Here is a 25,618-nt window from a genome sequence, read left to right as displayed (position 1 = left end):
ACCAACGATCGCATCTTGAGGTGGTTTGGCTATGCACATCAGTTTATACTGTTTACTTGATTGGACACGCTTTCGCGAACTAACAGAGCTTACGCCTTTTACGGCTTTACTTGATTTTTATCAAAATTTTGCTCAACAAGAATGCTAAAGCACTCCGATCCTCGAACTTAACATAAAGGGTAAAACCATGAGCGAAATAGAAATTGAATCAGAACTTGTTAGCTTTGTTGAAAAAGCACGTCAAAGTGAACAAGTGTGGGCGCTAGGCGCGCAAGACGGTGGTTTTGTTGTTTGTGAATCAAACCAATTCGAAAACACTGATGTGTTGTTATTATGGGAAAGTGAAGCTGCAGCTAAAGCCCAATGTAAAGAAGAATGGGCAGAGTATAGCCCTACAGAAATAAACCTCGATGAATTTTTAGATGAGTGGATTGAAGACCTTAAAGAAGACGATGCACTGATTGGGCTAAATTGGAACGACGATCAAGTATGTGTTGAAATCGAACCAGTGGGACTTGCTCGTGCTTTAAGTGAATAAATTTAAGCACATAGTAAACACGCTAGTTTATTTCCCACAGGCTTGGGTATAAACTAGCGTAAATCTTTAGTTTCAAGGTAGCAGGTTGAAATCTCACCTAGGTCGACGCTCATTTTCAGCGATGGAATTGCATACACTCTTCCACGGTTATATTTATAGCGATCAACGTCTCCCCCGTGAACAAGCTAAACATTGGCATTTTTGGTTGCCATTAATAGCGTATTACACTGGCGCATACAGTGATGAAATTGGTCACTTACAATTAACTGACATAATTAACCGTGATGGCATAGCATGCTTTAATTTTCACACCCACGGTAAAATAAAACCGCGTATTATCCCCATTCACCAAGCTTTATTTGCTGCTGGACTGCGTGAATACCTTGATTTAGTAAAGCAGCAGAACCACTCCCGCCTACTGTTTGATTTACCTTCAAAGTCAGGTCGTTACAGTGAAAAAGTACGAATTTGGTTTTCCGGTGAAGGTGAACGTGCGGGGTATTTACAAAAATGTGATATACCCAATGTTGATCAGCTTGGTATGAAAACAGCCATCAGCAGCCTGAGGCTCAATTTTGAGCAGCAAGTGCGTATTTTTGCCATCCAAGCAAATAGCAAAGATGCCTTTAATTACTTAATGGGCTTTATTGACTACCCTGAGCAAGCCTTTGCAGACATTGCACTACTTAATCAGGTTATTCAACAGATACGCAATATAAACTCTCACATTCATTGGCACAGATTTACAGCTCGCCATAGCCCCTGACAAACTTTGTTACCAACAGGTTCATTACTCTGCTCTTAAAAACTGCTAGGATATAGTTGTATAAATTCTAACAAGAACAGTTCAGGGACTCTTATGTTTATAAAAAGCTTACTCACACTTAGTGTGGCTATTGCTGTGAATTCAGCTCATGCCAATGAATATGTCATTGAAAAACTAGCCAAACCAAGCTCTCAACAGGTTTCTCTCACCCTAGATCCTGCTCAGGATACCTTCAGTGGTGAAACAGAAATCGCACTAGAAGTACTTAAACCAACTAAGTACATTGAACTCAATGGCGTTGATTATGCAACGCAAATGGCACAACTTTTAGGCGCAGAAAATTGTGACTTAAGTACTGAAATGCTAAAAACAGGCAAGGTGAAGTTCGCCTGTGCAGAGCAAATTCAACCGGGTAAATATACGCTAAAAATTGATTTTACCGCACCATATAACCGCAACAGCGTAGGCTTGTACAAAACCATAGATCAAGGCACTCCCTATTTATTTACTCAATTTGAAATGAGTGATGCCCGCCGTGCGTTTCCAGTATTTGATGAGCCAAGTTATAAAATTCCGTTTCAGTTGACCATTACGGCACCAAGTTCACAAAAAGTGTATGCCAATACACCTGAACTAAAAACCACTATCAATGGCTATATGACGACTCACTTTTTTGATAAAACACCACCAATTCCATCGTACTTAGTGGCTATGGCTGTTGGCCCATTTGAAGAGCGTGAAGTCAAAGGCATGCCAATCCCTGGCCGTATCATTACCCCACAAGGTAAAATTCACCTAGGCGAGTATGCTGAACAAAATATGCCACGCGTGCTTGCAGCGCTAGAAGACTACTTTGGTAGCCCCTACGTTTATAAAAAACTGGATTCGGTTGCCGTTCCTGAGTTCCCGTTTGGTGCGATGGAAAATGCAGGTCTCGTTACTTACCGTGAAGATATTTTATTACTCGACCCTGCAACCGCAACACGCAGTAAAAAACAGCGTAATATATCTATTATTGCCCACGAACTTGCGCACCAATGGTATGGTAACCTAGTGACCATGAAGTGGTGGAATGATTTATGGCTAAATGAAGCATTTGCAAGTTGGATGGCGGCAAAGATCACCGCACAGTTAAACCCTGAATTTGAATCCCACTTAGATTTACCACAAAACCGAGTAATGGCCCTAGATGCTCGTTTAAGCACTAAACCAATTCGTAAACCAATCAAAACCGAAGCCGACATAATGGATGGCTTAGGCCTCGCTTACAGTAAAGGCAGCTCTGTACTTGCTATGGTTGAAAACTGGATTGGCGAGAAAGCTTTTCAACAAGGTATTCAGGCTTACTTAAAAAAATTCTCTTATAAAAATGCTGAAGCAGCCGATTTATGGCAAGCCTTAGGTGATGCATCTAACAAAGATGTTGCCGGTGTATTGAAATCATTTATTGAGCAATCATCCTTTCCACTTATTAAAGTAAATCAGCAGGGTAAAACAATTACCATCCACCAAAGCCGATTCAGCAATGCCGGCGTTGACGCACCAGCACAGTTATGGAATGTACCCGTTGCAATCAAATACGGCGCCGGTGATAAAGTAAGAACAGCCAATGTGTTATTGAATAAAGAAACACAAAAAATCCAGTTAGACTTTACGCCTGAATGGATTTACCCAGATCAAGGTGCGCTGGGCTATTATCGCTGGGTGATGGATGACAAACAATTTGCAGCCCTAATTGATAATGCAGCTGAAAAACTGACCGTGCGTGAGCGCTTAGCTCTCTTATCTGCGGCTGATGCATTACTAGATGCCGGTGTTATTTCAGCAGGCCACTTAATGCAAACCTTAGAAACATTTGTCAGCGATAAACACCCACGCGTTGCAAGTACCGCTCTGGGCTATTTAGCTGCTCAAAAACGTACTTTCGAAGATGAAAGCAACGAAGGTTTATGGCCTGCGTTTATTCGTAAGAGTATAACGCCCGCTGCTAAGCAATATGGGCTAACAGCACAAATGAATGAAGATGCTGCAATTGCTCAACTGCGCTCTCAAGTTGTTTCGCGCTTAGGTTTTGATGGCGAAGATCAAAGTGTGATCAACACGGCAAAAGCACAAGCCCAGTTATATTTAAATAATCCTGAAAAAGTAGACCCTTATTTAGCTTCGACCTATTTAAATTTAGCTGCATTTCATGGCGATAAACACCTTTTAGATGCGTATATTAATACCTTTAAAACAACCAAAGATCCACAAGTACGCACTAAAATGCTCGCTGGTATGAGCTACTTTGGCAAACCCGCATTGCAAACTAAGGTGCTTAATTACAGTTTAACTGATGATGTAACAGCTTCAGACATGCGCACTATTATGTCGGGTCAAATGTACACGAAGGCGCGGGAGGCATTATTCATCAACTGGGTTTATGCAAATTACGACCAAGTAGCAGCTAATTTGCCGCCATTTTTTGTACCAAACCTACCTTACTTTACAACCTCAGGCTGTAGTGCAAGTAGTTTAGCTAAGACCCAAGCTTTCTTTAACGATAAGATTGCAGAGGTACCTGGTTATGCACGAACATTGAGTAAGTTAGAAGAAAGTGTGAATAACTGTATTTCACTTAAACAACGTGAACTTGAATCAGTTAATAGCTTTTTAAAGCGTTAATTTACTAAGTTTAGGTTAACTAAAACGGCAAGCTCTTAGCTTGCCGTTTTTTATCAAAATTAAACTTTCTACCCTTGTCCACGTTTCACCACTGTTAATAATCGCTTTGTTTGACCATTTAATTGATAGTCAAAACTAGTAAACGCGACGACGATTTGCTCACATTTCTGCGCCTTGCAGACGTGTAAATTGTAATTATGATCAGGCAAAATCTTCGCAATACTGTAACTTGTATTATCTGTGATTGCTGACTGATTCATACAACTGGCAAGGTAGTTATCGTCAATAAAAACAGCCGCAGTACTATTGGGGCTCGCATCGCTCATCATCAATTTAGTAAAGCACTGCGCAGGGATTAGGCTCTGTTGATAAATAAACTTATCATTTTCTATTGCATAATTAGGTGCGTATTTATCAGCTTTCGCTTGCAAGCCACAGCCGGCTAAGCTCAAAGTAGCAATAAGTGTGAATATAGCGCCTTGCATTATTCAATTCCATTGTCTTAGTTGCCCCTATAATACTCCCTAAAGCTTAAAATAAAGTGAATGAAATTCAGCCGTTTATAATTTTTATGAGCTGACTAATAAACTCTTTTGCTGCTTTTTCTGTCGTTATTTTAAAACCAATGCCGTAATGGATTGGGTTAGCACTTTTAAAGATACGCGTTGGAAAACGTGTCATTTCACTGCTATGAAAAAAGCCTGAAATCCTACTCACACCATCAATAGCATTAAAGTCATCACTAAATACCTCTAATGCTGGGCGCAATACAAGTTTTGCTTGCCCACCTTCAATATGTAAATAGATCGCCTCCTTTGATTTAGGCAGCATATACTCTGAAATATTCTTTATTTTAAAATTACTGCGGCATGCAAATGCGACAAGTTGTTCGTTAATTTGCTCTGAGGTAGCTGTCATAAGATTACTTTTGCTCTTAGTAGGTTGTTAGCTGTAGTCTAATTACAGCTAAATAAATGGTCTATTTGCGACAAACAAATGCGAGTTGTTCATTGTTATAACTTAATCTTGTGATAGCCGTGCTACAGTAAGGAGTCAAATCAAGCCATTGTGACACTCGCTGTGGCTCAGATAAACTACGTTGGTAAATCCGATTATCCAATGCATAAATCACTGTGTTGTCATTCTTAAAGGCATAATCTTGAACAGTATCAGGTAAACGAAACAAATCCGTTACCATTTGTGAATTAGGGGCGAAACTAGCCAACCAATTTTGTTCGTTTTTCGTATAGGTAAATGTAAATGCAGCGAGTGTAGGATTAAACGTTAAGGTACGACCGATGTGTTTTGCCACGACCTGCCCTTTTGCTGCGACAACAGTAGTGTATTGCAAAGTATGCGGCTCACCTAAAATAAACATGACTAGGTCATTATCACGACCCCAAGCATGATAGCCAACAGGTTCAATCCACTCAAATATACGACTCGGTGATAACTCTGCGTTTAACGGGTACTGCCACAATTTTTGTTTACCATCGGCCTCTACCACAATCGCAGATAGTGCATCACCTGCTGGTTTTAATGTTGCTGAGTACTCGCTAACAGGGCTGTTTGTAAGATTATAAGTTTGCTGTTCATCAAAGCTATAAAAGGCTAAATCTGTTTGGCTTTGCCCTAACTCATTCACTTCTTGAGTAAAATAAATACCATTATCAGTCAATAAAGGTTGGTTATTATAACTATTCCCTTCTGTAATTCGGCTCACTTGTAAACCGTATTCCGTATTTGTTTTCGCTAATAATATTTCACTCTTAGGCATAGCAGCATGTGCTATAAGTGGCATTAATAAAACTGTACAGGCGAGTCCTTGTCGTAATAAAGTCACTGTAACTATCTCTTTGGTTATTATTATCTCTACATAATAGCGCTATTTTAAGAGGATTCACAAACATGTTAACCTTATGTCTGTATGAAACATTGATTTCACCATATTGAAGTAACTTCTCTTGACCTACCCCCACACTTCCCCTTATAAATAGTGTGCTACTTAAAACGAGAGTAACTATGTCAGCTAAACATCCAATTATTGCAATAACAGGTTCATCTGGTGCCGGCACAACCACGACTACAAACGCGGTAAAACATATTTTTCGCAGTTTAAATATTGAAGCTGCTTTTATCGAAGGCGATAGCTTTCACCGCTATACGCGTCCAGAAATGGATAAAAAAGTCCGCGAAGCCCAGCAAGAAGGTAAGCACATTAGCTACTTTGGTCGTGAAGCAAATGACTTTGGTGCACTAGAAGAGTTATTTAGTACTTATGGCGAGACCGGCACAGGCAAGTTACGCCGTTACTTACATACCTTCGATGAGGCTGTACCTTATAACCAATTACCTGGTACCTTTACGCCTTGGCAAGAGCTACAAAGCAGTACCGACATTCTCTTCTATGAAGGCCTTCATGGCGGCGCGGTTGATCAAGATCACGATGTAGCTAAACATGTTGATTTACTGATTGGCATGGTACCTATCATTAACCTGGAATGGATCCAAAAGCTCATTCGTGATACCTCTGAGCGTGGACACTCTCGTGAAGCGGTTATGGGCTCTATTGTACGCAGTATGGATGACTATATAAATCACATTACTCCGCAATTTTCCCGTACCCATATTAACTTTCAGCGCGTACCAACCGTTGATACTTCAAACCCGTTCAGCGCTAAAGACATTCCATCACTTGATGAAAGCTTTGTGGTTATTCGCTTTCGTGGAATTGACGATGTAGATTTCCCATATTATTTGCAAATGATTGAGGGCAGCTTTATGTCGCGGATCAATACCCTAGTTGTACCTGGAGGCAAGATGGGCTTAGCGATGGAGTTGGTTTTAACACCACTGATCAAAGATATTATTTTAAAGAAACGCGCCCTTGCAAACCTGTCTCCAGTTGACATTCCAATTTAGAATATACTTTTAATCTAATTACAGTACACTACCGATTTGCAGTCATTAAGGAGTAGTGTATGAAACCTCATACTCAAATACTAAACATTGTTGTTGGCTCAAAGAACCCCGTAAAAGTAAACGCAGCACAACAAGTCTTCACTGAGTTTTTCCTCCAACACGAAATAAAATGTGTTGGTATTGATGCTCCGTCTCAAGTGCCTGACCAACCGATTGGTGAAGAGCAAACCCGTATTGGTGCGCAAAACCGGGTTACGTATGCAAAACAACTGCAACAGGCTGATTTTTATGTAGCGATGGAAGGTGGGGCAGCTCAATTTAGTTATGGTCCAGCGACTTTTGCTTACGTTGTTATTGCCAATAGGAACCAACAAAGCGTTGGCCGCAGTAGTAATTTACCGTTACCACAGGTTCTATATAATGCACTTTTAAACGGTGAAGAACTTGGCGATGTAATGGACAATGCATTTAATACTCACAATATTAAGCAGCAAGGTGGCGCTATTGGCTTATTAACCAATGACCATGCCACACGTCAAAGTACATACACTCAAGCCCTCACCCTCGCTATGGCACCTTTCTTACACCCAGAACTTTATGCAAAGGAAGTTTGAATGAAGTATACCCACATCTTATTTGATGCTGATGAAACGTTATTTAGCTTTAATGCTTACGCAGGCTTACAACGTATGTTTGCCACTTATAATATTGATTTTACGCAGGCTGATTACGATCATTATCAGCTAACGAATAAATCATTATGGCTTGCCTACCAAGATAACAAAATTACCCCAAGTTACCTTCAAATAACCCGCTTCAGTGAGTGGGCAAATAAGCTTAATGTACCCGCGCAGCAGCTCAACGACGACTTTTTAACTGCCATGACAGAGATTTGTGTGCCCTTACCTGGTGCGATTGAGCTACTCACAAAGCTAAAAGCTCACGCTAAACTAGGTATTATCACTAATGGCTTTACTCAGCTGCAAGCCCGACGTTTAGAGCGTACTGGTTTACAAGAGATGTTTGACTGGTTGGTTATTTCAGAGCAAGTGGGGATTGCAAAACCTGCAGTAGAAATCTTTGAGCATACTTTTAAGTTAATGGGTTACCCCGAGAAAGAACACGTTTTGATGGTAGGCGACACTGCTAATAGTGATATTCTAGGTGGCATGAATGCAGGAATAGACACCTGTTGGTTACAACACCCAGGGTTTGAGCTACCGCAAGGTATTACGCCAACGTATAAAATTAATGAGTTAGTGCAATTACAACATTTATTGGGGTTATAGTATAGAAAGGTTCAAGGTTCAAGGTTCAAGGTTCAAGGTTCAAGGTTCAAGGTTCAAGGTTCAAGGTTCAAGGTTCAAGGTTCAAGGTTCACAATTAAAAACAAAACCGTAATATTTAAGCAAAAAAAATGACGCTAAAAGCGTCATTTTTTATAACTGTTTGGTGTTGCTATTAAGCAGTTGCCACTTCAAGCCCTGGTGCTGGCATCGTAACAGGGGTATCAAATGTAGCCCATTCCCATGCTGACTCAGTCGCCATAATTTTACGAAGTAACTTATTGTTTAAGTCATGGCCTGATTTGTAGGCAGTAATTTTACCTAAAATATTGTGGCCAGTCATAAACATATCACCAACACAATCTAGTATTTTATGCTTTACAAATTCATCGCTGTAACGTAAACCGTTTGGATTAAGTACTTTAAACTCATCCAATACAACTGCGTTATCCATGCTGCCACCGAGTGCTAGGTTATTCGCATGCATGTATTCAATGTCTTTCATAAAACCAAACGTACGTGCACGGCTGATCTCTTCAGTGAAGCTTTGCGCCGTAATATCTAAACCGATACGTTGGCGGCTTTCATTGATTGCCGGATGATCGAAAGCAATTTCAAAGTCGATATGAAAACCATCATATGGTTCAATCTCAGCCCATTTATCGCCTTCTTCAATACGTACTTTTTCTTTAATACGAATAAAGCGTTTAGCAACTTTTTGCTCTTCAATTCCGCCTTTTTGCAACAGGTAAATGAATGGTAATGCACTACCATCCATAATAGGCACTTCTGAGCTATCTAATTCAACGATTAGATTATCGATACCCATTGCTGCAACAGCAGCAATAAGGTGCTCAGTTGTAGATAAGCGAACGCCATCTTTATTTGTTAAACAGGTACACAATTGCGTATCACCAACGGCTTCAGGTGTTGTTTCAAAATCAACAACCGGATCAAGGTCGACACGACGAAATACAATCCCAGTATTTGCGCTCGCAGGTCGGAGAGTTATTGTGACCTTCTCACCTTTATGAAGTCCAATTCCTATGGCTTTGACTACTTCTGCAATCGTACGCTGTTTAATCATAGGTTCGCTCACTTATAGTTACAATCAGACGGCGGAGTATATCATAAATACTATCAGCTGCCAAATTTGTTTAATTTTCACACAAAAATATAATTATTTCGGTGATTAATCAGCCTGCTTTCTTAAAAATGCAGGAATGTCGAAATAATCGCCACCTTCCGATTTATCAGGTGTATTACTATTTTGCTCTGTTTTCGCACTATTACTTTGTGAATTCACAGTTGGCTCTTGCTTTTCAGTTGCCGGAGCTGTATCCACTTCTTGGCTACTACCTTGGCTGGCAAAGCTAGGTACGTACATGCTACTTGTTTGGTTCGACGTGCTTGTCACATCAGAGCCAGATGCTTTTTTAAAGCCGTTATCAACAATCCCAAATTGTGGACGACGATCACCACCAAGACCTGTAGCAACAACAGTAACACGTAACTCATCACTCATTTCTGGGTCAATTACGGCACCAACAACAACAGTTGCGTTTTCAGATGCCAGCGCTTTAACGTGGTTACCAACAATTTCAAATTCTTCAATCGCGATGTCCATACCCGCAGTGATATTAACTAAAATACCTTTCGCGCCAGTCAAATCAACATCTTCTAATAACGGGCTTGAGATAGCCGCTTCGGCTGCTTCTTGCGCACGATCTGGGCCTGATGCAGAGGCTGTGCCCATCATTGCCGTGCCCATTGCTGACATAACCGTTCGAACGTCGGCGAAATCCACGTTGATTAGACCTGAGCGGGTAATCAATTCAGCTATGCCTTGTACAGCGCCGAATAAAACATCGTTCGCTTTAGCGAAGGCATCTAACAGTGTAGTCCCTTTCCCTAAAACTTTAAGCAATTTATTGTTAGGAATTGTAATAAGTGAATCTACAATTTCTGACAATTCATTAATACCTTGCTCAGCTGCAGCTGCACGCTTTTTGCCTTCAAAGTCAAACGGGCGTGTTACTACAGCAACTGTTAAGATACCTAAATCTTTAGCAATCTTAGCAACTACAGGGGCTGCACCTGTTCCTGTACCACCCCCCATGCCAGCAGCGATAAAGACCATATCTGCGCCTTCTAGGCTATTGCGTATAGTCTCAGCATCTTCTTCAGCAGAATTACGGCCCACTTCAGGGTTTGCACCTGCACCTAGACCAGAGGTGATCTGAGTACCAAGCTGTACGGTGATATCCGCAGATGAATTACGCAATGCTTGTGCATCGGTATTCGCAGCGATAAAACGTACGCCTTCAATTTGTTGCTTCACCATGTGCTCAACAGCGTTACCGCCGCCACCGCCCACGCCGATTACTTTTATGACAGCTTCTTCGCTGTGTTGTTCCATCATATCAAACATTTTTACTCTCCGACTTGAGTATTAAAACTCGCCTTGGAACCACTTCGTAATACGGTTCCACCAATTGTTATCACCTTCAGGTTTCGACTTTTGTGCATTCATCGATTGCATTGTACGACCGTACTGTAATAAGCCCACCGCCGTTGCATATGAAGGATCATCTACATAATCCGTCAAACCAACCATCCCGATTGGTTTGCCTACTCTTACTGGCATTTGGAAGATATCTTCTGCTACTTCCATAGCACCAGCCATTTTAGCACTGCCGCCTGTTATGACGAGCCCTGCTGCAATTTGGTCTTCTAATCCTGAGCGACGAATCTCTTCCATCGCTAATTCAAATAGTTCTCTAAAACGTGGTTCAACCACTTCTGATAATGTATGGCGCGACATCAGTCTCGCTGGGCGTCCACCTACACTTGGCACCTCAATGGTATCTTCACTACTAGCCATCTGACTACTTGCACATGCGTATTGTACCTTGAGAGATTCAGCATGTGATATCGGTGTACGAAATATTTTTGCTATATCGCCAGTTACTTGGTTACCAGCTACAGGGATCACCGCTGAATGACGTAACGCACCATTGATATAAATAGTGATATCCATAGTACCACCACCGATATCAAGTACGGCAACACCGAGCTCTTTTTCGTCATCGGTTAATACTGAATAGCACGAAGCAAGTGCGGTGAATATAAGTTGGTCAACTTCTAAGCCGCAACGTTCAACGCATTTTTCAATATTTTTTGCCATGTCATTTGAGCAAGTAATGATATGTGCACGCGCTTCCATTCGCACACCACTCATACCTAATGGGTTTTTAATCCCCTCTTGCATGTCTATGCTGTACTCTTGTGGTAAAGCATGCAACATTTTGCGTTCAGCAGAAATTGGCACCGAGCGAGCTATATGAATAACATTTTCAATATCTTCGTCAGTGACTTCGGTATTATTAATCGCCACCACACCATTTTCGTTTTGACATTGGATGTGCTTACCCGAAATTCCCAGATAAACAGAGCTAATGCGACAATCCGCCATTAACTCGGCTTCATCAATCGCACGACGTATTGACTCTGATACTAAATTAAGGTCGTTTACACCACCTTTATCCATACCATAGGATACTTGGCTACCAACCCCAACAATGCTGAGTTTATTATCTGCGGTGATTTCACCAACCGTGGCCACCACTTTTGAGGTACCAACGTCCAATCCAATCACTAGGTTTCTTTCTGCTGACTTAGTCATGCCTTACTCTTATTTTGTAATTGCGCTTCTTCCAGGAGCTTCCAGCTCACCGCAAGGCCGGTATCATACCGTAAATCCACTACATCTACTTGTGCATCTGCACGTTTTTCCATTCGCGGGTAAACATCTATAAATCGCTGTACCCGTTTAGCTTTTTCTTTTCGGCCTAAATTTAGACGGATGCCATTATCAAGCCACAACTGCCAAGAAAATCGCTCAGATAAAGCTAAGCTAGTTAACTTTAAATCGTTCAAACCAAGCATTTCATCAAACTGTTTAAATGCGCTCCAAGCTTCCAATTCGCTGCCTTCAGGACCATATAACTGAGGTAGCATATCAATTAACTGCTGACTACTGGCTTGAAACACTTCACCATTTTGATTCAACAACAAATCGCTATTCCAAATAGCAACAGCTTGATGTTCAACAACATACACTTGTAATGTATCAGGCCATTGTTTACGCACTGATGCTGTGGCTACCCAAGGTAAATCTTGCACCACATTTTGTACATGTGTGACATCTAAATCAAAGAAGCTCGATAAATCTGCTTTTTTGATTGCATTAATTATTGCCTTTTCATCAGTATATTTGGGTTCGCCCAACACTGATAGGTGTTTTATTTGTGCATCTTTATTTTCTACCAGCCATTGTCTAACACCGCTAGTTATTTGCACTAAACTAAACACCACTAAAAGAAAAAAGCTCACACCAAAAATTAGCGACCAATTAAGTTGCTGCTTTAACTGCTGCGCTTTTTCCAAAAGGGGGTGCATATTAAAGTGTTTGCTCCAAAATGCGAACAACTAATTGCTCAAAGCTTGCACCATTGGCTTTTGCTGCCATTGGCACTAACGATTTTTCAGTCATACCGGGTACAGTGTTCACTTCTAATAAGTAAAAATTACCATGCTCATCTTGCATTGCATCTACTCTTCCCCAACCACTGGCACCAACTAAGTCAAATGCTTGCAGGGCCATATCTTGTAATTTTTTAGTGTCGTCCTGCGTTAAATCTGCAGGGCAATGATATTGGGTCGTGGTTGATTGATATTTAGCTTGATAATCATAAAAACCATTTGGTGTAGTCATTTCAATCACAGGCTGAACATCTTCTCCAAGCACTGTAATGGTAAACTCACGACCTGAAATCCACTGCTCAACTAACACTTGGCTATCAAATTTAAATGCAGCATTAAGTGCTTCACTTAATTCATCTGCATTATTTGCCTGCGCCATACCAATACTTGAACCTTCATGTGATGGTTTAACCATCACTTTTTTCAACTCACTCATAATTGCAGTTGCATCAAAACCACGTTTACTATCAACAACCGCGTAGGGTGCAGTACTCAAATCTGCTGATTTAAATAAATGCTTACAGCGAATTTTATCCATCGCCAATGCTGAGCCTAATACGTTACTCCCAGTATAAGGCAAGCCCATATATTCCAATGCGCCTTGAATTGTTCCATCTTCACCACCACGGCCATGTAGGGCAATAAACACACGCTCTACAGCAAGCTCTTTCAGCTGCCATAAAGGCTGTTCTTTTGGGTCAAAAGCAATGGCATCAACACCCGCATTTTGTAATGCATTTAGCACTGCCCGACCTGATTTTAGCGACACCTCACGCTCAGCTGAGTGACCACCCAATAACACGGCGACTTTACCAAATTGTGGAGTTAATTGAGTCATACTTCTACCTGCTTAAGTTGTTCAATTGACAACTCAGTTGCTGCTAATTTTTTAACTAATTGGCCTATATTACCAGCCCCTTGCGTTAAAACTAAGTCATTGTCTTGTAATATATTTGCCAATACCCCTGCGAGCTCTGAATTACTTGCAATATGCAATGGCTCTTTACCGCGTTGACGTAAACTACGGCATAAACTTTTGCTGTCAGCACCAATAATAGGGTCTTCACCTGCGCTGTAAACATCCAGCAATAATAGCTGGTCTACATCAGCAAGTACTTTAACAAAATCTTCGTATAAGTCCCGGGTACGAGTAAACCTGTGTGGCTGATAAATCATCACCAAACGCTTATCAGGCCAACCTTCTCGCACAGCTGCGATAGTGGCCGCGACTTCTGACGGGTGATGGCCATAATCATCAACTAACATCACGTCACCGCACTCATTTGCAAAATTACCATAATGTTGAAAACGACGACCTACGCCTTCAAACTTTTGTAATGCCTGTAAAATTGCCTGATCGGAAATATTCTGGTCTTTTGCAACAGCGATCGCGGCCGTTGCGTTAAGTGCATTATGTATCCCTGGCATATTCAGTTGAATATTTAACTCACTGCCTTGCTTAGTACATACTGTAAAGTCACAGGTATTGCCTTGCTGAGTAAAGTTCAACATACGGTAGTCGGCTTCAACAGACTGGCCATAGGTTATCACTGGACGGCCAAAACGTGGTATCAGTTCAGCGGCTACCTCTGAGTCGATACATACTACGGCTAAACCATAAAATGGTAAGTTGTGAATGAAGTCCACATAGGTGTCTTTCATTTTCTCTAAGCTGCCACCATAGGTTTCCATGTGATCTTCTTCGATATTAGTGATCACTGACACCATAGGCTGTAAATGCAAAAATGATGCATCGCTTTCATCGGCTTCAGCAATTAAAAAATCGCTTTTGCCTACTTTTGCATTGCTGCCGGCACTATTAAGTAAACCACCAATAATAAAGGTCGGATCAAGGCCAGCTTGAGCATAAATACTGGCAATTAAGCTGGTTGTTGTGGTTTTGCCATGAGTGCCCGCTATCGCAATACCGTGGCGAAAACGCATTAGCTCAGCCAGCATTTCAGCACGGCGTACAACAGGTATACGCGCCGCCTTTGCTGCAATAATCTCTGGATTTGTTTCATCAATCGCACTTGACACCACCACCACATTGGCATCTTTTACATTGCTTTGATGATGACCAATAAATACTTCTGCACCCGCTTGAATTAAACGTTCTGTCATCGCGCTATGAGCAATATCAGAACCGGTGATTCGATAACCCTCAAAGGCAAGTACTTCTGCAATACCGCCCATGCCTGCACCACCAATACCTATAAAGTGAATGGTGTCGATTCGTCTCATTGCTGGGCGTGTTGATCTTTGCTGACCAGCATTTACTTGTTTATTTAATTCGTTCACACGGCTCTCTTTTTATCTATTACTTGCTCACAGTGCTGTGCAACATGCGCTGTGGCATCCAGTATGGCGAGTGTTTTTGCACGCTTCGCCATCTGATCAATTAATTCAGGTTTTGCTAAAAATGGGCGCAACATATCTACAATCGCGTGTTGTTTAAATTGCCCTTGTGACATTAATAAAGCGGCTTCAGCGCTTACTAAGAATTGGGCATTGGCTGTTTGATGGTCGTCAACAGCATGAGGAAACGGCACAAATAATGCCATTTTTCCTGCAGCTGCAATTTCACTGACGGTTAATGCTCCAGCACGACAAATTACAATATCAGCCCAGCTATAAGCGGCATCCATATCATCAATAAATTCAGCTGCTTTTGCTTGCTCAGAATTAAAGTTTTGCTCTTGATAAGCCTGAGTAACCGCCCCTAAATGCCCTTTACCTGTTTGATGCCAAATATTTAATTCACATATTTGCGATAATTGCTTAAAGGTTGTAGGTAGTGTGTTATTTAGCACTTGAGCGCCCAAAGAGCCACCGACCACTAATATGTTAATTGGACTTTTTGCACTGCGTGCTACCACCTGCGTTACACTTTGACGTACAGGATTGCCGACGACTTCACTATTGCCAGCCGAAAATGCACTAGGAAATGCTGCCAGTACTTTATTTGCAAACTTTGCCAGCCATTTATTACTCATTCCAGCGACCGCATTCTGCTCATGGATAACCAAAGGAATGCCTAAACTTTTTGCTGCAATACCTGTTGGCCCAGTGACATAGCCGCCCATAGCAAGTACGACATCGGGGCGCTGTTGTTTAAGTACTTTACGCGCTTGTAAAATGGCATTAATAACCATTAAAGGCGCTTTAATTAAGCGCTTTAAGCCATTACCACGCACGCCTTTAACATTGATAAAGTCAATTTCAATATTGTGCTTAGGTACAACCTGCGCTTCCATTCTATCAGCGGTACCAATCCAGCTGACCTGCCAGCCTTGCTGTAATAAATACTGTGCTACAGCAATGCCTGGAAAAATATGTCCACCCGTACCACCGGCAACGACGACTAATTTTTTGCTCATCGCTTACCTCCTCGGGATGTTGCTTGTTTGGTTGCCATTTTGGTTTCAAAATCAACGCGAAATAATATTCCAGCAGCAATGGTCATGATCAATAAGCTGGAGCCGCCATAAGATACAAACGGTAAAGTTAACCCTTTAGTGGGTAAAATACCGGCACTGGCGCCAACATTTACCATGGTTTGAAAAGCAAACCAAATACCTATCGCTAGTGAAAAATAACCTTCATATTCTTTGCCACATTTAAGTGCCTGTTGCCCTATTAAAAGAGCACGAAAAACTAAAACGCAGAACACGGTTAAAATGCTCAAAACCCCCACAAAGCCGAGCTCTTCGCCTACAACGGCAAAAATAAAGTCATTATGAGCCTCTGGTAAATATTGTAATTTTTGTACGCTATTACCAAGTCCTTGGCCAAACCAGCCACCTTGGCCATAGGCCATAAGCGACTGCACTAATTGGTAGCCCTTACCAAATGGGTCATCCCATGGCTCTAAAAAGCCAACCACTCGCGCCATACGATATGGCTCAACAATAATGAGCAATACCACTAAACCAATACCCGTTAGAATCAATGCAAAGAACTGCCACAGTTTAGCGCCCGCTAAAAATAACAAACCAACGGTCGTGACAAACATAACCACCACAGTCCCTAAATCAGGCTGTAGCAAAATTAATAGCGCGTACACAGCAAATACCGCAATAGGCTTAGCAAAGCCTTTAATATTCTCTTGTACTTCAGCACGCTTACGTACAAGGTAACCGGCTATATAACTAAAAAAGAACAGTTTTGCAGCTTCAGCTACTTGAAAGCCAATAGGGCCTATGGGTATCCAACGCTTTGCACCGTTTACTTCGCGGCCAACGATTAATACGATAACTAACAGCACCATACCTAATAATAATAAATAGGGGTTTGAGCGCTTCCACCAGTCCATCGGCATACTGCAGGCTATCCAAAATAGTGCAAAGCTCATGGCTAAAAACATACTATGACGAATAGTGATATGGTACGGGTTATCAAACAGTCGCTCAGCGGTAGGCATCGAGGCGCTGGTTACCATGACAAAACCAACACCAATAAGCATGATCACGCAATAAAGCAAAGGCACATCATAAAGCTGAGCCGACTGCTTAGGTGTTAACGCTTCTCGAATGTCGCTCAGTGCCATCATTACACACCTGCCTTAACGCATTCGCTAAAATGATCGCCACGTTGCATGTAATTGTTATACATATCAATACTGGCACATGCGGGCGCTAACAACACATAATCACCGTCTTCAGCCAATTGCTTTGCAAGACTAACAGCCTGTGGCATATTTTCAGTTAAACGGCCTTTGTCAGTTAATGCTACAAGGGCTTGAGCATCTTTACCAAAGCAGATAAGTGCTTTCACTTTATCTTGCAAATAGGGTTTGAGCGCATCTAAATCAGCACCTTTGGCATCACCGCCTGCAATGACAATTAGCTGTTTGGCTTGATCTGCTAAGCTGTCGATAGCTGCGATTGTTGCACCTACATTCGTCGCTTTTGAGTCATTAAAATATTTAACGCCAGCTTGCTCAGCCACAAACTGACAACGATGAGCAAGGCCTTTAAACGCTGAAAACGCCTGAGATAATTGCTCAACAGCTATATCAAATGGCTGTAATAACGCCATAACCGATAATGCATTTAGTTGATTATGACTCCCCACAACGCCTAGACTACTAACCGGTAAGACTGCTTTACCGTGAGCAGTAAAGTAAGGCTCACCATTGTATGTAGATAAACAATAGTCCGCGTTAGATAAAGCAAAATTCACTTGCGGGTTAATATCACAATGAGTCGCTAGATCATTTTTGTTAACTACGGCTAGCGCCGCATGGGTATAAATAGTTTGTTTTGAGTCGATATAAGCTTGGTAATTAACATAACGGTCAAGGTGATCTTCTGATACGTTCAATACCGTGGCGCTTACAGGTTTTAAGCTTTTTGTGGTATCTAATTGAAAGCTCGAAAGCTCCAGTACAAACACATCAAAATCACCGGCAAGTAAATCTAGCACTGCGGTGCCAATATTGCCGCCTAAACCTACTTTAAATCCAGCCGTTTTGAGCACCTCAAAGGCAAGCGTCACCACGGTTGATTTACCATTTGAGCCTGTAACAGCAATCACTGGTTTATCATTAAGGCGGGCAAATAATTCAATATCACCTATTACTTCAACACCTGCTGCAATTGCTTCGACTACCGCAGGTGTAGATAAGCTAAGCCCAGGACTAATAATGATAATGTCCTCAGCGCTTAATGCTGCGCTATCCAAATCACCAAAATGCGTGCTTAGCTTTGGCGCATGCTCATTCAACCAATCAATACCCGGTGGGGTAACGCGGCTATCAGCAATTGTTGGCGCAATATTATGAGACAATAGAAAACGCACAATGCCCAGACCGGTTACACCGAGTCCGAGCACTGTTATACGTTTATTTTGTATCTCGTTTAAATAGCTCATTTACCTGATCTTTAATGTTACTAAGCCCGCAAGTACAAGGACGATTGAAATAATCCAAAAACGTACAATGACTCTGGGCTCTGGCCAACCTTTTAATTCGTAATGATGGTGAATAGGCGCCATTCGAAAAATTCGCTGGCCACGTAATTTGTATGAACCAACTTGTAAAATAACTGACAGAGCTTCCATAACAAACACGCCCCCCATAATCACAAGCACTAATTCTTGGCGCACCAATACAGCGATTATGCCCAATGCACCACCTAGCGCGAGCGAGCCCACATCCCCCATAAATACTTGCGCTGGATAGGTGTTAAACCATAAAAAACCAAGTCCAGCACCAACAATAGCGGTACAAACAACAACCAACTCACTGGCCAGTGGTAAATGTGGAATATGTAAGTATGCTGAGAAGTTAATGTTACCGGTTAAATAAGCAATAATTGCTAAGGCTGCTGCCACTAAAATAGTCGGCACGATTGCCAAACCATCGAGGCCATCTGTTAAGTTCACCGCGTTCGAAGTACCCACAATCACAAAGTAAGTCATTACAATGTAGAACAGACCTAACTGTGGTAATACATCTTTAAAAAATGGCACCACAAGTGAGGTTTCATCGGCATGATTTGCAGTAAAAAACAATGCACAAGCTACAATTAGCGCTATTACTGATTGCCAAAAGTACTTCCATTTAGCTATTAAACCTTTGGGATCTTTACGAATCACTTTGCGGTAATCATCCACAAAGCCAACAAGGCCTAATGAACCAATAACAAACAAAGTTGCCCATACATATTTATTTGCTAAATCAGCCCATAATAATGTGCTAGTAAAAATAGAAGCCAAAATAAGTAAGCCACCCATAGTCGGGGTGCCTTTTTTCGAGAGGTGAGATTCTGGTCCGTCATTACGTACCACTTGACCAATTTGCATTCTTTGCAGGCCACGTATTAGCTTAGGGCCGAAATACAAAGAGATTAATAGCGCCGTTAAAATACCAAACACGGCGCGAACTGTCAGATACGAAAATATATTAAATGCACTATAATATTGGGTTAAATATTCTGCCAACCAAACTAACATATAGGTACTCCATTACTGCCAACTTGCTGGCTGTTAACTAAATCTTGTACGAGTAATTCCATTCGAGAACTGCGCGATCCTTTCACGACTATGGTGGTTTTTTGTGAGTGTGCAGTTAACCCAGCAGCTAATTGCTGTAGCAATTGATCTCGACTAGAGAAGTGTCGATTTGGTTTTTCAAATTCATCACTGGCATACTTGCTAAGTACACCCAAGGTATAAAGTTCATCGATACCCTTTTGCTTGGCATATTCCCCCACTTGTTGGTGGTACATGCGAGCTTCTTCACCAAGCTCTCCCATATCACCAAACGCTAAAATACGCTGACCTTCAATATCACTGAGTAAGTCTATAGCTGCTTTAACAGATTCCACGTTGGCATTATACGTATCATCTATGACGGTAAGCTTGTCGTTTACCTTAATCATATTTACACGCCCTTGCACTTCCGCCATTGTTGCAAGTGCTTGTGCAGCACTTTCAATGCTTACACCAAACTCTGTCGTTAATGCCGTTGCAATGAGTGCATTCATAACATTATGCCGCCCTGGCAAAGCAAGTGTTACTTGCACGCGCTCGCTATTAGTACACATATAAAATGAAGCATGAGCTTGTTCGTCTAAGGTAATTTCCTCAGCCCATAGGTCTAGCTGTTGAGAACTTGATAAACACTTGACCTTACTGGTAGGAAGCTGCTTTAACCAACCTGAGCTAAATTCACTGTCGCAGTTAACAATAGCGACACCGTCTGGTTTTAAACCGTCGTATATTTCGCCTTTGGCAGTAGCTACGCCTTCGAGTGAACCAAAGCCTTCAATATGTGCAGCTGCAACGTTACATACCACTGCAACATCTGGTTTCGTCATCGCTGCAGTATAAGCGATTTCACCAATGTGGTTAGCACCCAGCTCAATCACCGCATATTGATGTTGTGGCTCTAATCTAAGCAATGTAAGTGGCACACCAATATCATTGTTAAAATTGCCTTTGGTAGCCAGTACCTCACCATGTGAGGAAAGTATAGCTGCGCACATTTCTTTAACTGTGGTTTTGCCTACACTGCCGGTAATAGCAATAGTTTTTGGTGCAACACTAGCTTTCACTGCGGCGCCAATTTCACCTAGCGCTAAACGAGTATCTGACACTAAAAACTGAGGAATATCTACATCAACTTTACGATGTACAATCGCCGCAATCGCACCTTTACTTTTTGCTTGTTCTACAAATTTATGGCCATCAAAGTTAGGCCCTTGTAGCGCTAAAAACACTTCACCATCGCATAAAGTGCGGGTATCCGTGTTGATATTTTTTATTGCTTGATTGCCATCAGGGCAATCGGTTGCTAACACAGCTGCTAACCAATCAAAATCCATAGGGATCATAACTGCGATCCTCTTATTTGTTCTTTTAAGTATTGCTGTACAAATTTACGGTCACAAAAGTCTACTTTTTCAGTGCCGATAATTTGATAGTCTTCATGGCCTTTTCCGGCAATTAAAACGACTTCATTTTCTTTTGCATTATCAATCGCATATGCAATTGCTTCAGCACGATCAGCCTGCAAATACGCAGCCTGAGGGTTATCTAGCCCTGCCGCTACATCAGCAATAATCTGGTGCGGATCTTCACTGCGTGGGTTATCGCTGGTTACTATGACTTTATCTGCATATTTTTCCGCGGCTTTGGCCATCATTGGGCGTTTGCCTTTATCACGGTCCCCACCACATCCGAAAACACAACTAACCCCGCCAGGCACATGCTGCTGCAGGGCTTGCAACGCTAATGCTAATGCATCAGGTGTATGAGCATAATCTACGATACAAGTTGCTTTGTTTGCAGCGCTAAAAGCCTGCATTCGACCAGCTACGGGTTGTAAACTAGTACATCCCGCCGCTAAGCTTTCTAGTGGATAACCTAAACCTAGCAAAGTTGCCATTGCAGCGGTTAAATTATATAAGTTAAATTCACCGAACAATGGGCTTTCTATTACGATATCACCCCAACTTGTGGTTAATTTCGCCGAAATACCTGACTTGTGATAGTTTACATCGGTAAAATAAACAAACCTAGCACCTTTTGGTACTAAATCTTTGCGACCATAACATATCAGGTTATTGAAGTCGTATTGTTCTAACCACTTTTGCGCTTGGTTATCATCTTGGTTCAAGACAACTAACTCGGGGTCAAAGTCGCGCATAAGCATCAGCTTAGCATCAGCATAACTTGCCATATCGCCATGGTAATCAAGGTGATCACGAGATAAATTTGTAAAAACCGCCGCTTTAAAATGACTGCCTGTGACTCTGTGCTGCACTAAGCCGTGGGATGATACTTCCATTGCCACTAGTTGCTTTTGCTGTGCGACTAATTCAGATAAAATGCGCTGTAAATCAACACATGAAGGCGTGGTATTTATCAGCGGGGTTAAGCTCTCTGGCGCCCCATAACCAAGTGTGCCAATAATTGCAGCAGGCTTTGCACAGTAACTTGCAAAATGAGCAATCATCGCCGTAGTTGTCGACTTTCCGTTAGTCCCAGTAACACCGATTAAATCAAGCTGTTTACTTGGTTTTTGGTAAAAGTGATTCGCTAAAGCAGGCAGCTTCTTATCTAAATTAGAAGCTAAGTATAACTGTTCAAAATCAGTATCGAATTCACATAAACGATCTGCCACAACCGCCACTGCGCCATTGCTAATGGCTTGTTCAATAAAGTGACCACCATCAAGTTGATGACCTTTAATAGCCACAAACACATCACCAGGCTTGACGTCTCGACTATCTAAACGCAACTCATTAACCACTAGGCTAGTCGCATCAATCTCAATATGTTTTAGTATTGTTTGTAAATCACGCACCATCATCTTCGCCCTTCACGTATGCCATTGCGTCTTTATCTGGCGCTACGTTTAAAATTCTTAGTGAATTAGAGATTATCTCAGCGAATGCAGGTCCTGCCGTCGCACCGCCATAATAAACATCTCCACCGGGCTCATTGATTAATACCACAACAGCTAAACGCGGATTACTCGCTGGTGCTAAGCCTGCAAAGTAGCCAACATACTCATCACCATAACCACCTACAGCGGCCTTTTTAGAAGTACCTGTTTTTCCTGCTGCACGATAGCCATCAACTTTTACACGTCTTGCAGTTCCGCCTTCTTCAAATACACTTTCCATCATATGTACAACGGCTTCAACGTCTTGCTGTTGAAATATTCGTTCACCTTCAGGAATGCCATCTTGTTTTAAGATAGTCAATGGACGATTCACACCACCGGCCCCCAGCATGGCATAAAAGCGGGCCATTTGAGCAGTACTGACGGCAAGGTTATAGCCAAACGATAAGGCGGCTATTTCATGATCAGACCAGCGACGGTTTGGGTAAAACAAGCCGCTACTTTCACCGACCATGCCGGTACCACTGTCACTACCGAAGCCAACTTTTTGGTACAAACCAACAAAGTAATCTTTTGGTACGGTTTGGCTGATTTTTGTAACCCCCATATTGCTTGAGTATTTTAAAATATCACGCAAGGTCATTTCGCCATGGTTACGTGTATCTTGTACTAAGCTGCCTCCTAAGCGCATCCAGCCGGGGTAGGTATCAACATTGTCATCCGGTTGGATTGTGCCGTAGTCTAAACCAGCTAAAATGGCTAGAGGCTTAACGGTTGAGCCCGGTTCAAACAAATCGGTAATCGCCCGATTACGACGTTTATGTGGCGCGGCATCGTTTAAGTTATTTGGATTAAATGAGGGGCTATTAACCATAGCTAATACTTCGCCAGTTTTAACATCAACGACCATCGCTGAGCCCGACGTAGCCTTATACGTTAATACTGCTGATTTAACGGCTTTATAAGCAATCGCTTGAATACGCTGATCGATACTTAATTGAATATTTTCAGGCTCTATTCGGTCACGCTCATCAAGTACTTCAACTTCACGCCCTTGCGCATCTTTACGAATTGTTCTGCGCCCTTCTTCACCAGTTAGCGCATTTTCATAAAGCTTTTCAATCCCTTCAATGCCTTTACCATCAATATTAGTAAATCCTAACACATGAGCTGTTACCTCACCTGCCGGGTAATAACGTTTTGATTCATCGAGTAAATGAATACCTGGCAGGCGTAAATCACCAATATAATTAGCGACCGCAGGTGTCACTTGACGTTTTAAATACACAAAACGTCGGCTAGCATCATCACGTAAGCGGCCGTCTATTTTTTTAGGATCAATACGTAAAACATCGGCAAGTTCACGCCAACGCAGATCATTTTGATAATATTGTGCCACACGCTGCTCAAGTAAGGGTGTGTTCTCTGCTAAAGATTTATAATCTTCACCATTCTTGCGAGCTTGCCTAATAACTTTAGCAACCAGAGATTTATGCAATGCTTTTGGATCAGCGTACACACTTACAACAGGAACACTCACCGCTAGCTCTTTGCCATGGCGGTCAAAAATCATTCCTCGCTGTACATGAAGCTTCTCTACCCTGACGGTACGTTTATTACTTTCGGAGCGCGCTTTATCTGGCTCAATAACTTGTAAGTATGCCGCCCGTGCTACCAGAGTCACAAAGACAAGCAGCACAACAGAGCACACCAGCATAAAGCGCCATGTGATCAAACTATTGACTGGTTTCTTCCCTTTACTTCTCATCGCAGTAATATTACCTGTTCGTCTTGGCTTGTCGGCCGTTTCATCTCTAGTTGCATGGTGGCTATTTCTTCAATGCGCGCATGCTGCGAATAAAACTCTTCTTCTACGAGTAAGTAGCGCCATTCAAGGTCTAGCTCATCTCGCTCTTGTAATAGTTGATCTTGCTCAATTAGCTCTTGGCGTGCCAAATGAGTTACTTGTACTACGCTCAAACTTGAGGCGAATATCACAACCAACAAGGCCGAGGTTAGCTTATTTGCTCCTAGGCCTTTGATAATCTCTAAAAATAAGTTGGGTTGTCGATGATTCGCTTTTGCTTTCATTCCAACCTCTGTGCAACCCTAAGTACTGAACTGCGCGAGCGCGGGTTGCGTTCAATTTCATCTTTACTTGGCTTGATAGCTTTACCCACTGCTTTTAACGTCAGATCTTTATTTATTTGTGCATCAGTTAAAGGCAGACCTCTGGGTAATGCCGCTCCCTTACTCTGTTTTTTAATAAACTGTTTAACAATACGGTCTTCAAGCGAGTGAAATGAAATGACAACCAAACGCCCACCGGGCTTTAACACATTAATCGCCGCTTGCAACGCGGTTTGAATCTCTTCTAGCTCACTATTGATATAAATTCGAATAGCTTGAAATGTGCGCGTGGCTGGATGCTTAAATTTATCCTTAACAGGCACTGCCTCATCAACTAAATCAGCTAGCTGCTTCGTTGTAGTAATTGGCGTATGCTCACGTACTTCTAAAACTTTATGGGCAATACGACGACCAAACTTTTCTTCGCCGTAGGTTTTAATAACATGGGTGATATCTTCCAGCTCAGCTTCTGCGAGCCACTGCGCCGCACTTCGCCCACTTGTAGGATCCATACGCATATCTAACGGGCCATCTTTCATAAAGCTAAAACCCCGTTCAGCATCATCAAGTTGCGGAGAAGACACACCTATATCTAATAAAATACCATCGACTTTACCAAGTAGATCGTTTTGCTGCGCTACCTCGTATATATTTGAAAAGCGAGTATGAGCAATAGCAAAACGGTTATCATCGGCAAATTTTTCTGCGGCCTTAATAGCCTGAGGATCTTGATCAATTGCTTGCAATCGACCTTGATCACCTAAGCGCGCTAGAATTTGTCCTGAGTGTCCGCCGCGGCCAAATGTTCCATCAATATAAATACCGTCAGGCTTAATAGCTAAGGCATCGATGGTTTCGTCCATTAACACGGAGATATGTTCAAATTGCGCAGTCATTAGTTAATATTTGCC

The 25,618-nt window shown here is 42.0% G+C and carries 24 protein-coding genes; 6 read left to right on the top strand and 18 right to left on the bottom strand.

Going from position 1 to position 25,618, the window contains the following annotated elements; all coding sequences use genetic code 11:
• Positions 1 to 187: 187 nt before the first annotated feature.
• From NQT69_RS18530 to NQT69_RS18520, 3 genes are all read left to right on the top strand, one after another.
• On the top strand, positions 188 to 538 hold the full coding sequence (locus tag NQT69_RS18530; protein ID WP_256829139.1) for a DUF2750 domain-containing protein: 351 nt from the start codon (positions 188 to 190) through the stop codon (positions 536 to 538).
• Positions 539 to 623: 85 nt separating this feature from the next.
• Complete coding sequence (locus NQT69_RS18525) at positions 624 to 1,304, top strand: hypothetical protein (RefSeq protein WP_256829138.1); 681 nt, start codon at positions 624 to 626, stop codon at positions 1,302 to 1,304.
• Between the two features lie 93 nt (positions 1,305 to 1,397).
• Positions 1,398 to 3,968: a M1 family metallopeptidase gene (locus NQT69_RS18520; protein WP_256829137.1), complete on the top strand. Its 2,571-nt coding sequence runs from the start codon at positions 1,398 to 1,400 to the stop codon at positions 3,966 to 3,968.
• A gap of 68 nt (positions 3,969 to 4,036) precedes the next feature.
• On the opposite strand, the gene NQT69_RS18515 is transcribed toward NQT69_RS18520, so the two are convergent.
• The 3 genes from NQT69_RS18515 to NQT69_RS18505 form a co-directional block, all read right to left on the bottom strand.
• Positions 4,037 to 4,453, bottom strand: coding sequence for a hypothetical protein (locus NQT69_RS18515; RefSeq protein WP_256829136.1), 417 nt, complete (start codon positions 4,451 to 4,453; stop codon positions 4,037 to 4,039).
• Between the two features lie 67 nt (positions 4,454 to 4,520).
• Positions 4,521 to 4,886 (bottom strand): hypothetical protein, encoded by a 366-nt coding sequence (locus NQT69_RS18510; protein ID WP_256829135.1) that lies wholly within the window; start codon positions 4,884 to 4,886, stop codon positions 4,521 to 4,523.
• Positions 4,887 to 4,947: 61 nt separating this feature from the next.
• Positions 4,948 to 5,769 (bottom strand): hypothetical protein, encoded by an 822-nt coding sequence (locus NQT69_RS18505; RefSeq protein ID WP_256829170.1) that lies wholly within the window; start codon positions 5,767 to 5,769, stop codon positions 4,948 to 4,950.
• Between the two features lie 221 nt (positions 5,770 to 5,990).
• On the opposite strand from NQT69_RS18505, the gene NQT69_RS18500 reads away from it, so the two are divergent.
• The 3 genes from NQT69_RS18500 to yjjG are packed head-to-tail and all read left to right on the top strand — an operon-like array spanning position 5,991 to position 8,179.
• Complete coding sequence (locus NQT69_RS18500) at positions 5,991 to 6,890, top strand: phosphoribulokinase (RefSeq protein ID WP_256829134.1); 900 nt, start codon at positions 5,991 to 5,993, stop codon at positions 6,888 to 6,890.
• A gap of 59 nt (positions 6,891 to 6,949) precedes the next feature.
• A complete protein-coding gene (gene yjjX / locus NQT69_RS18495) occupies positions 6,950 to 7,504 on the top strand; it encodes an inosine/xanthosine triphosphatase (RefSeq protein WP_256829133.1) in 555 nt (184 codons plus the stop codon).
• Positions 7,505 to 8,179 carry a pyrimidine 5'-nucleotidase gene (yjjG, locus tag NQT69_RS18490; protein WP_256829132.1) on the top strand — a complete coding sequence of 225 codons (675 nt, stop codon included), beginning with the start codon at positions 7,505 to 7,507 and terminating at the stop codon, positions 8,177 to 8,179. It begins immediately after the preceding gene.
• Between the two features lie 172 nt (positions 8,180 to 8,351).
• Here the strand turns inward: yjjG and lpxC are convergent, their stop codons facing one another.
• From lpxC to rsmH, 15 genes are all read right to left on the bottom strand, one after another.
• On the bottom strand, positions 8,352 to 9,263 hold the full coding sequence (lpxC, locus tag NQT69_RS18485; RefSeq protein ID WP_256829131.1) for a UDP-3-O-acyl-N-acetylglucosamine deacetylase: 912 nt from the start codon (positions 9,261 to 9,263) through the stop codon (positions 8,352 to 8,354).
• A 105-nt stretch (positions 9,264 to 9,368) separates the two neighbouring features.
• Entirely contained in the window at positions 9,369 to 10,607 is a 1,239-nt protein-coding gene (gene ftsZ, locus NQT69_RS18480) for a cell division protein FtsZ (RefSeq protein WP_256829130.1), read from the bottom strand.
• 21 nt (positions 10,608 to 10,628) lie between these two features.
• On the bottom strand, positions 10,629 to 11,861 hold the full coding sequence (gene ftsA, locus NQT69_RS18475; protein WP_256829129.1) for a cell division protein FtsA: 1,233 nt from the start codon (positions 11,859 to 11,861) through the stop codon (positions 10,629 to 10,631).
• Positions 11,858 to 12,637, bottom strand: coding sequence for a cell division protein FtsQ/DivIB (locus NQT69_RS18470; RefSeq protein ID WP_256829128.1), 780 nt, complete (start codon positions 12,635 to 12,637; stop codon positions 11,858 to 11,860). Before NQT69_RS18470 ends, ftsA begins: the two co-directional genes overlap by 4 nt.
• Position 12,638: 1 nt before the next feature.
• Positions 12,639 to 13,559: a D-alanine--D-alanine ligase gene (locus NQT69_RS18465; RefSeq protein ID WP_256829127.1), complete on the bottom strand. Its 921-nt coding sequence runs from the start codon at positions 13,557 to 13,559 to the stop codon at positions 12,639 to 12,641.
• Positions 13,556 to 14,965: a UDP-N-acetylmuramate--L-alanine ligase gene (murC, locus tag NQT69_RS18460; RefSeq protein WP_256829169.1), complete on the bottom strand. Its 1,410-nt coding sequence runs from the start codon at positions 14,963 to 14,965 to the stop codon at positions 13,556 to 13,558. Before murC ends, NQT69_RS18465 begins: the two co-directional genes overlap by 4 nt.
• Positions 14,966 to 15,018: 53 nt before the next feature.
• The gene (murG, locus tag NQT69_RS18455) at positions 15,019 to 16,101 is read right to left on the bottom strand and encodes an undecaprenyldiphospho-muramoylpentapeptide beta-N-acetylglucosaminyltransferase (RefSeq protein WP_256829126.1); all 1,083 of its coding nucleotides are present in this window, start codon (positions 16,099 to 16,101) and stop codon (positions 15,019 to 15,021) included.
• Entirely contained in the window at positions 16,098 to 17,273 is a 1,176-nt protein-coding gene (gene ftsW, locus NQT69_RS18450) for a cell division protein FtsW (RefSeq protein WP_256829125.1), read from the bottom strand. The genes murG and ftsW overlap by 4 nt, the downstream gene beginning before the upstream one ends.
• Positions 17,273 to 18,595, bottom strand: a complete 1,323-nt coding sequence (gene murD / locus NQT69_RS18445; protein ID WP_256829124.1) for a UDP-N-acetylmuramoyl-L-alanine--D-glutamate ligase — start codon at positions 18,593 to 18,595, stop codon at positions 17,273 to 17,275. Before murD ends, ftsW begins: the two co-directional genes overlap by 1 nt.
• Complete coding sequence (mraY, locus tag NQT69_RS18440) at positions 18,596 to 19,678, bottom strand: phospho-N-acetylmuramoyl-pentapeptide-transferase (protein WP_256829123.1); 1,083 nt, start codon at positions 19,676 to 19,678, stop codon at positions 18,596 to 18,598.
• On the bottom strand, positions 19,672 to 21,060 hold the full coding sequence (locus tag NQT69_RS18435; RefSeq protein ID WP_256829122.1) for a UDP-N-acetylmuramoyl-tripeptide--D-alanyl-D-alanine ligase: 1,389 nt from the start codon (positions 21,058 to 21,060) through the stop codon (positions 19,672 to 19,674). The genes mraY and NQT69_RS18435 overlap by 7 nt, the downstream gene beginning before the upstream one ends.
• On the bottom strand, positions 21,057 to 22,535 hold the full coding sequence (gene murE / locus NQT69_RS18430) for a UDP-N-acetylmuramoyl-L-alanyl-D-glutamate--2,6-diaminopimelate ligase (RefSeq protein ID WP_256829168.1): 1,479 nt from the start codon (positions 22,533 to 22,535) through the stop codon (positions 21,057 to 21,059). Before murE ends, NQT69_RS18435 begins: the two co-directional genes overlap by 4 nt.
• A complete protein-coding gene (locus tag NQT69_RS18425; RefSeq protein ID WP_256829121.1) occupies positions 22,528 to 24,345 on the bottom strand; it encodes a penicillin-binding transpeptidase domain-containing protein in 1,818 nt (605 codons plus the stop codon). The genes murE and NQT69_RS18425 overlap by 8 nt, the downstream gene beginning before the upstream one ends.
• Positions 24,342 to 24,668: a cell division protein FtsL gene (gene ftsL / locus NQT69_RS18420; RefSeq protein ID WP_256829120.1), complete on the bottom strand. Its 327-nt coding sequence runs from the start codon at positions 24,666 to 24,668 to the stop codon at positions 24,342 to 24,344. Before ftsL ends, NQT69_RS18425 begins: the two co-directional genes overlap by 4 nt.
• Positions 24,665 to 25,603, bottom strand: coding sequence for a 16S rRNA (cytosine(1402)-N(4))-methyltransferase RsmH (gene rsmH / locus NQT69_RS18415; protein ID WP_256829119.1), 939 nt, complete (start codon positions 25,601 to 25,603; stop codon positions 24,665 to 24,667). The genes ftsL and rsmH overlap by 4 nt, the downstream gene beginning before the upstream one ends.
• Between the last annotated feature and the right edge of the window lie 15 nt (positions 25,604 to 25,618).

This window comes from Pseudoalteromonas shioyasakiensis (assembly GCF_024518675.1).
GTDB lineage: Bacteria > Pseudomonadota > Gammaproteobacteria > Enterobacterales > Alteromonadaceae > Pseudoalteromonas > Pseudoalteromonas shioyasakiensis_B.
This window is presented reverse-complemented; position numbering and strand designations above follow the sequence as displayed.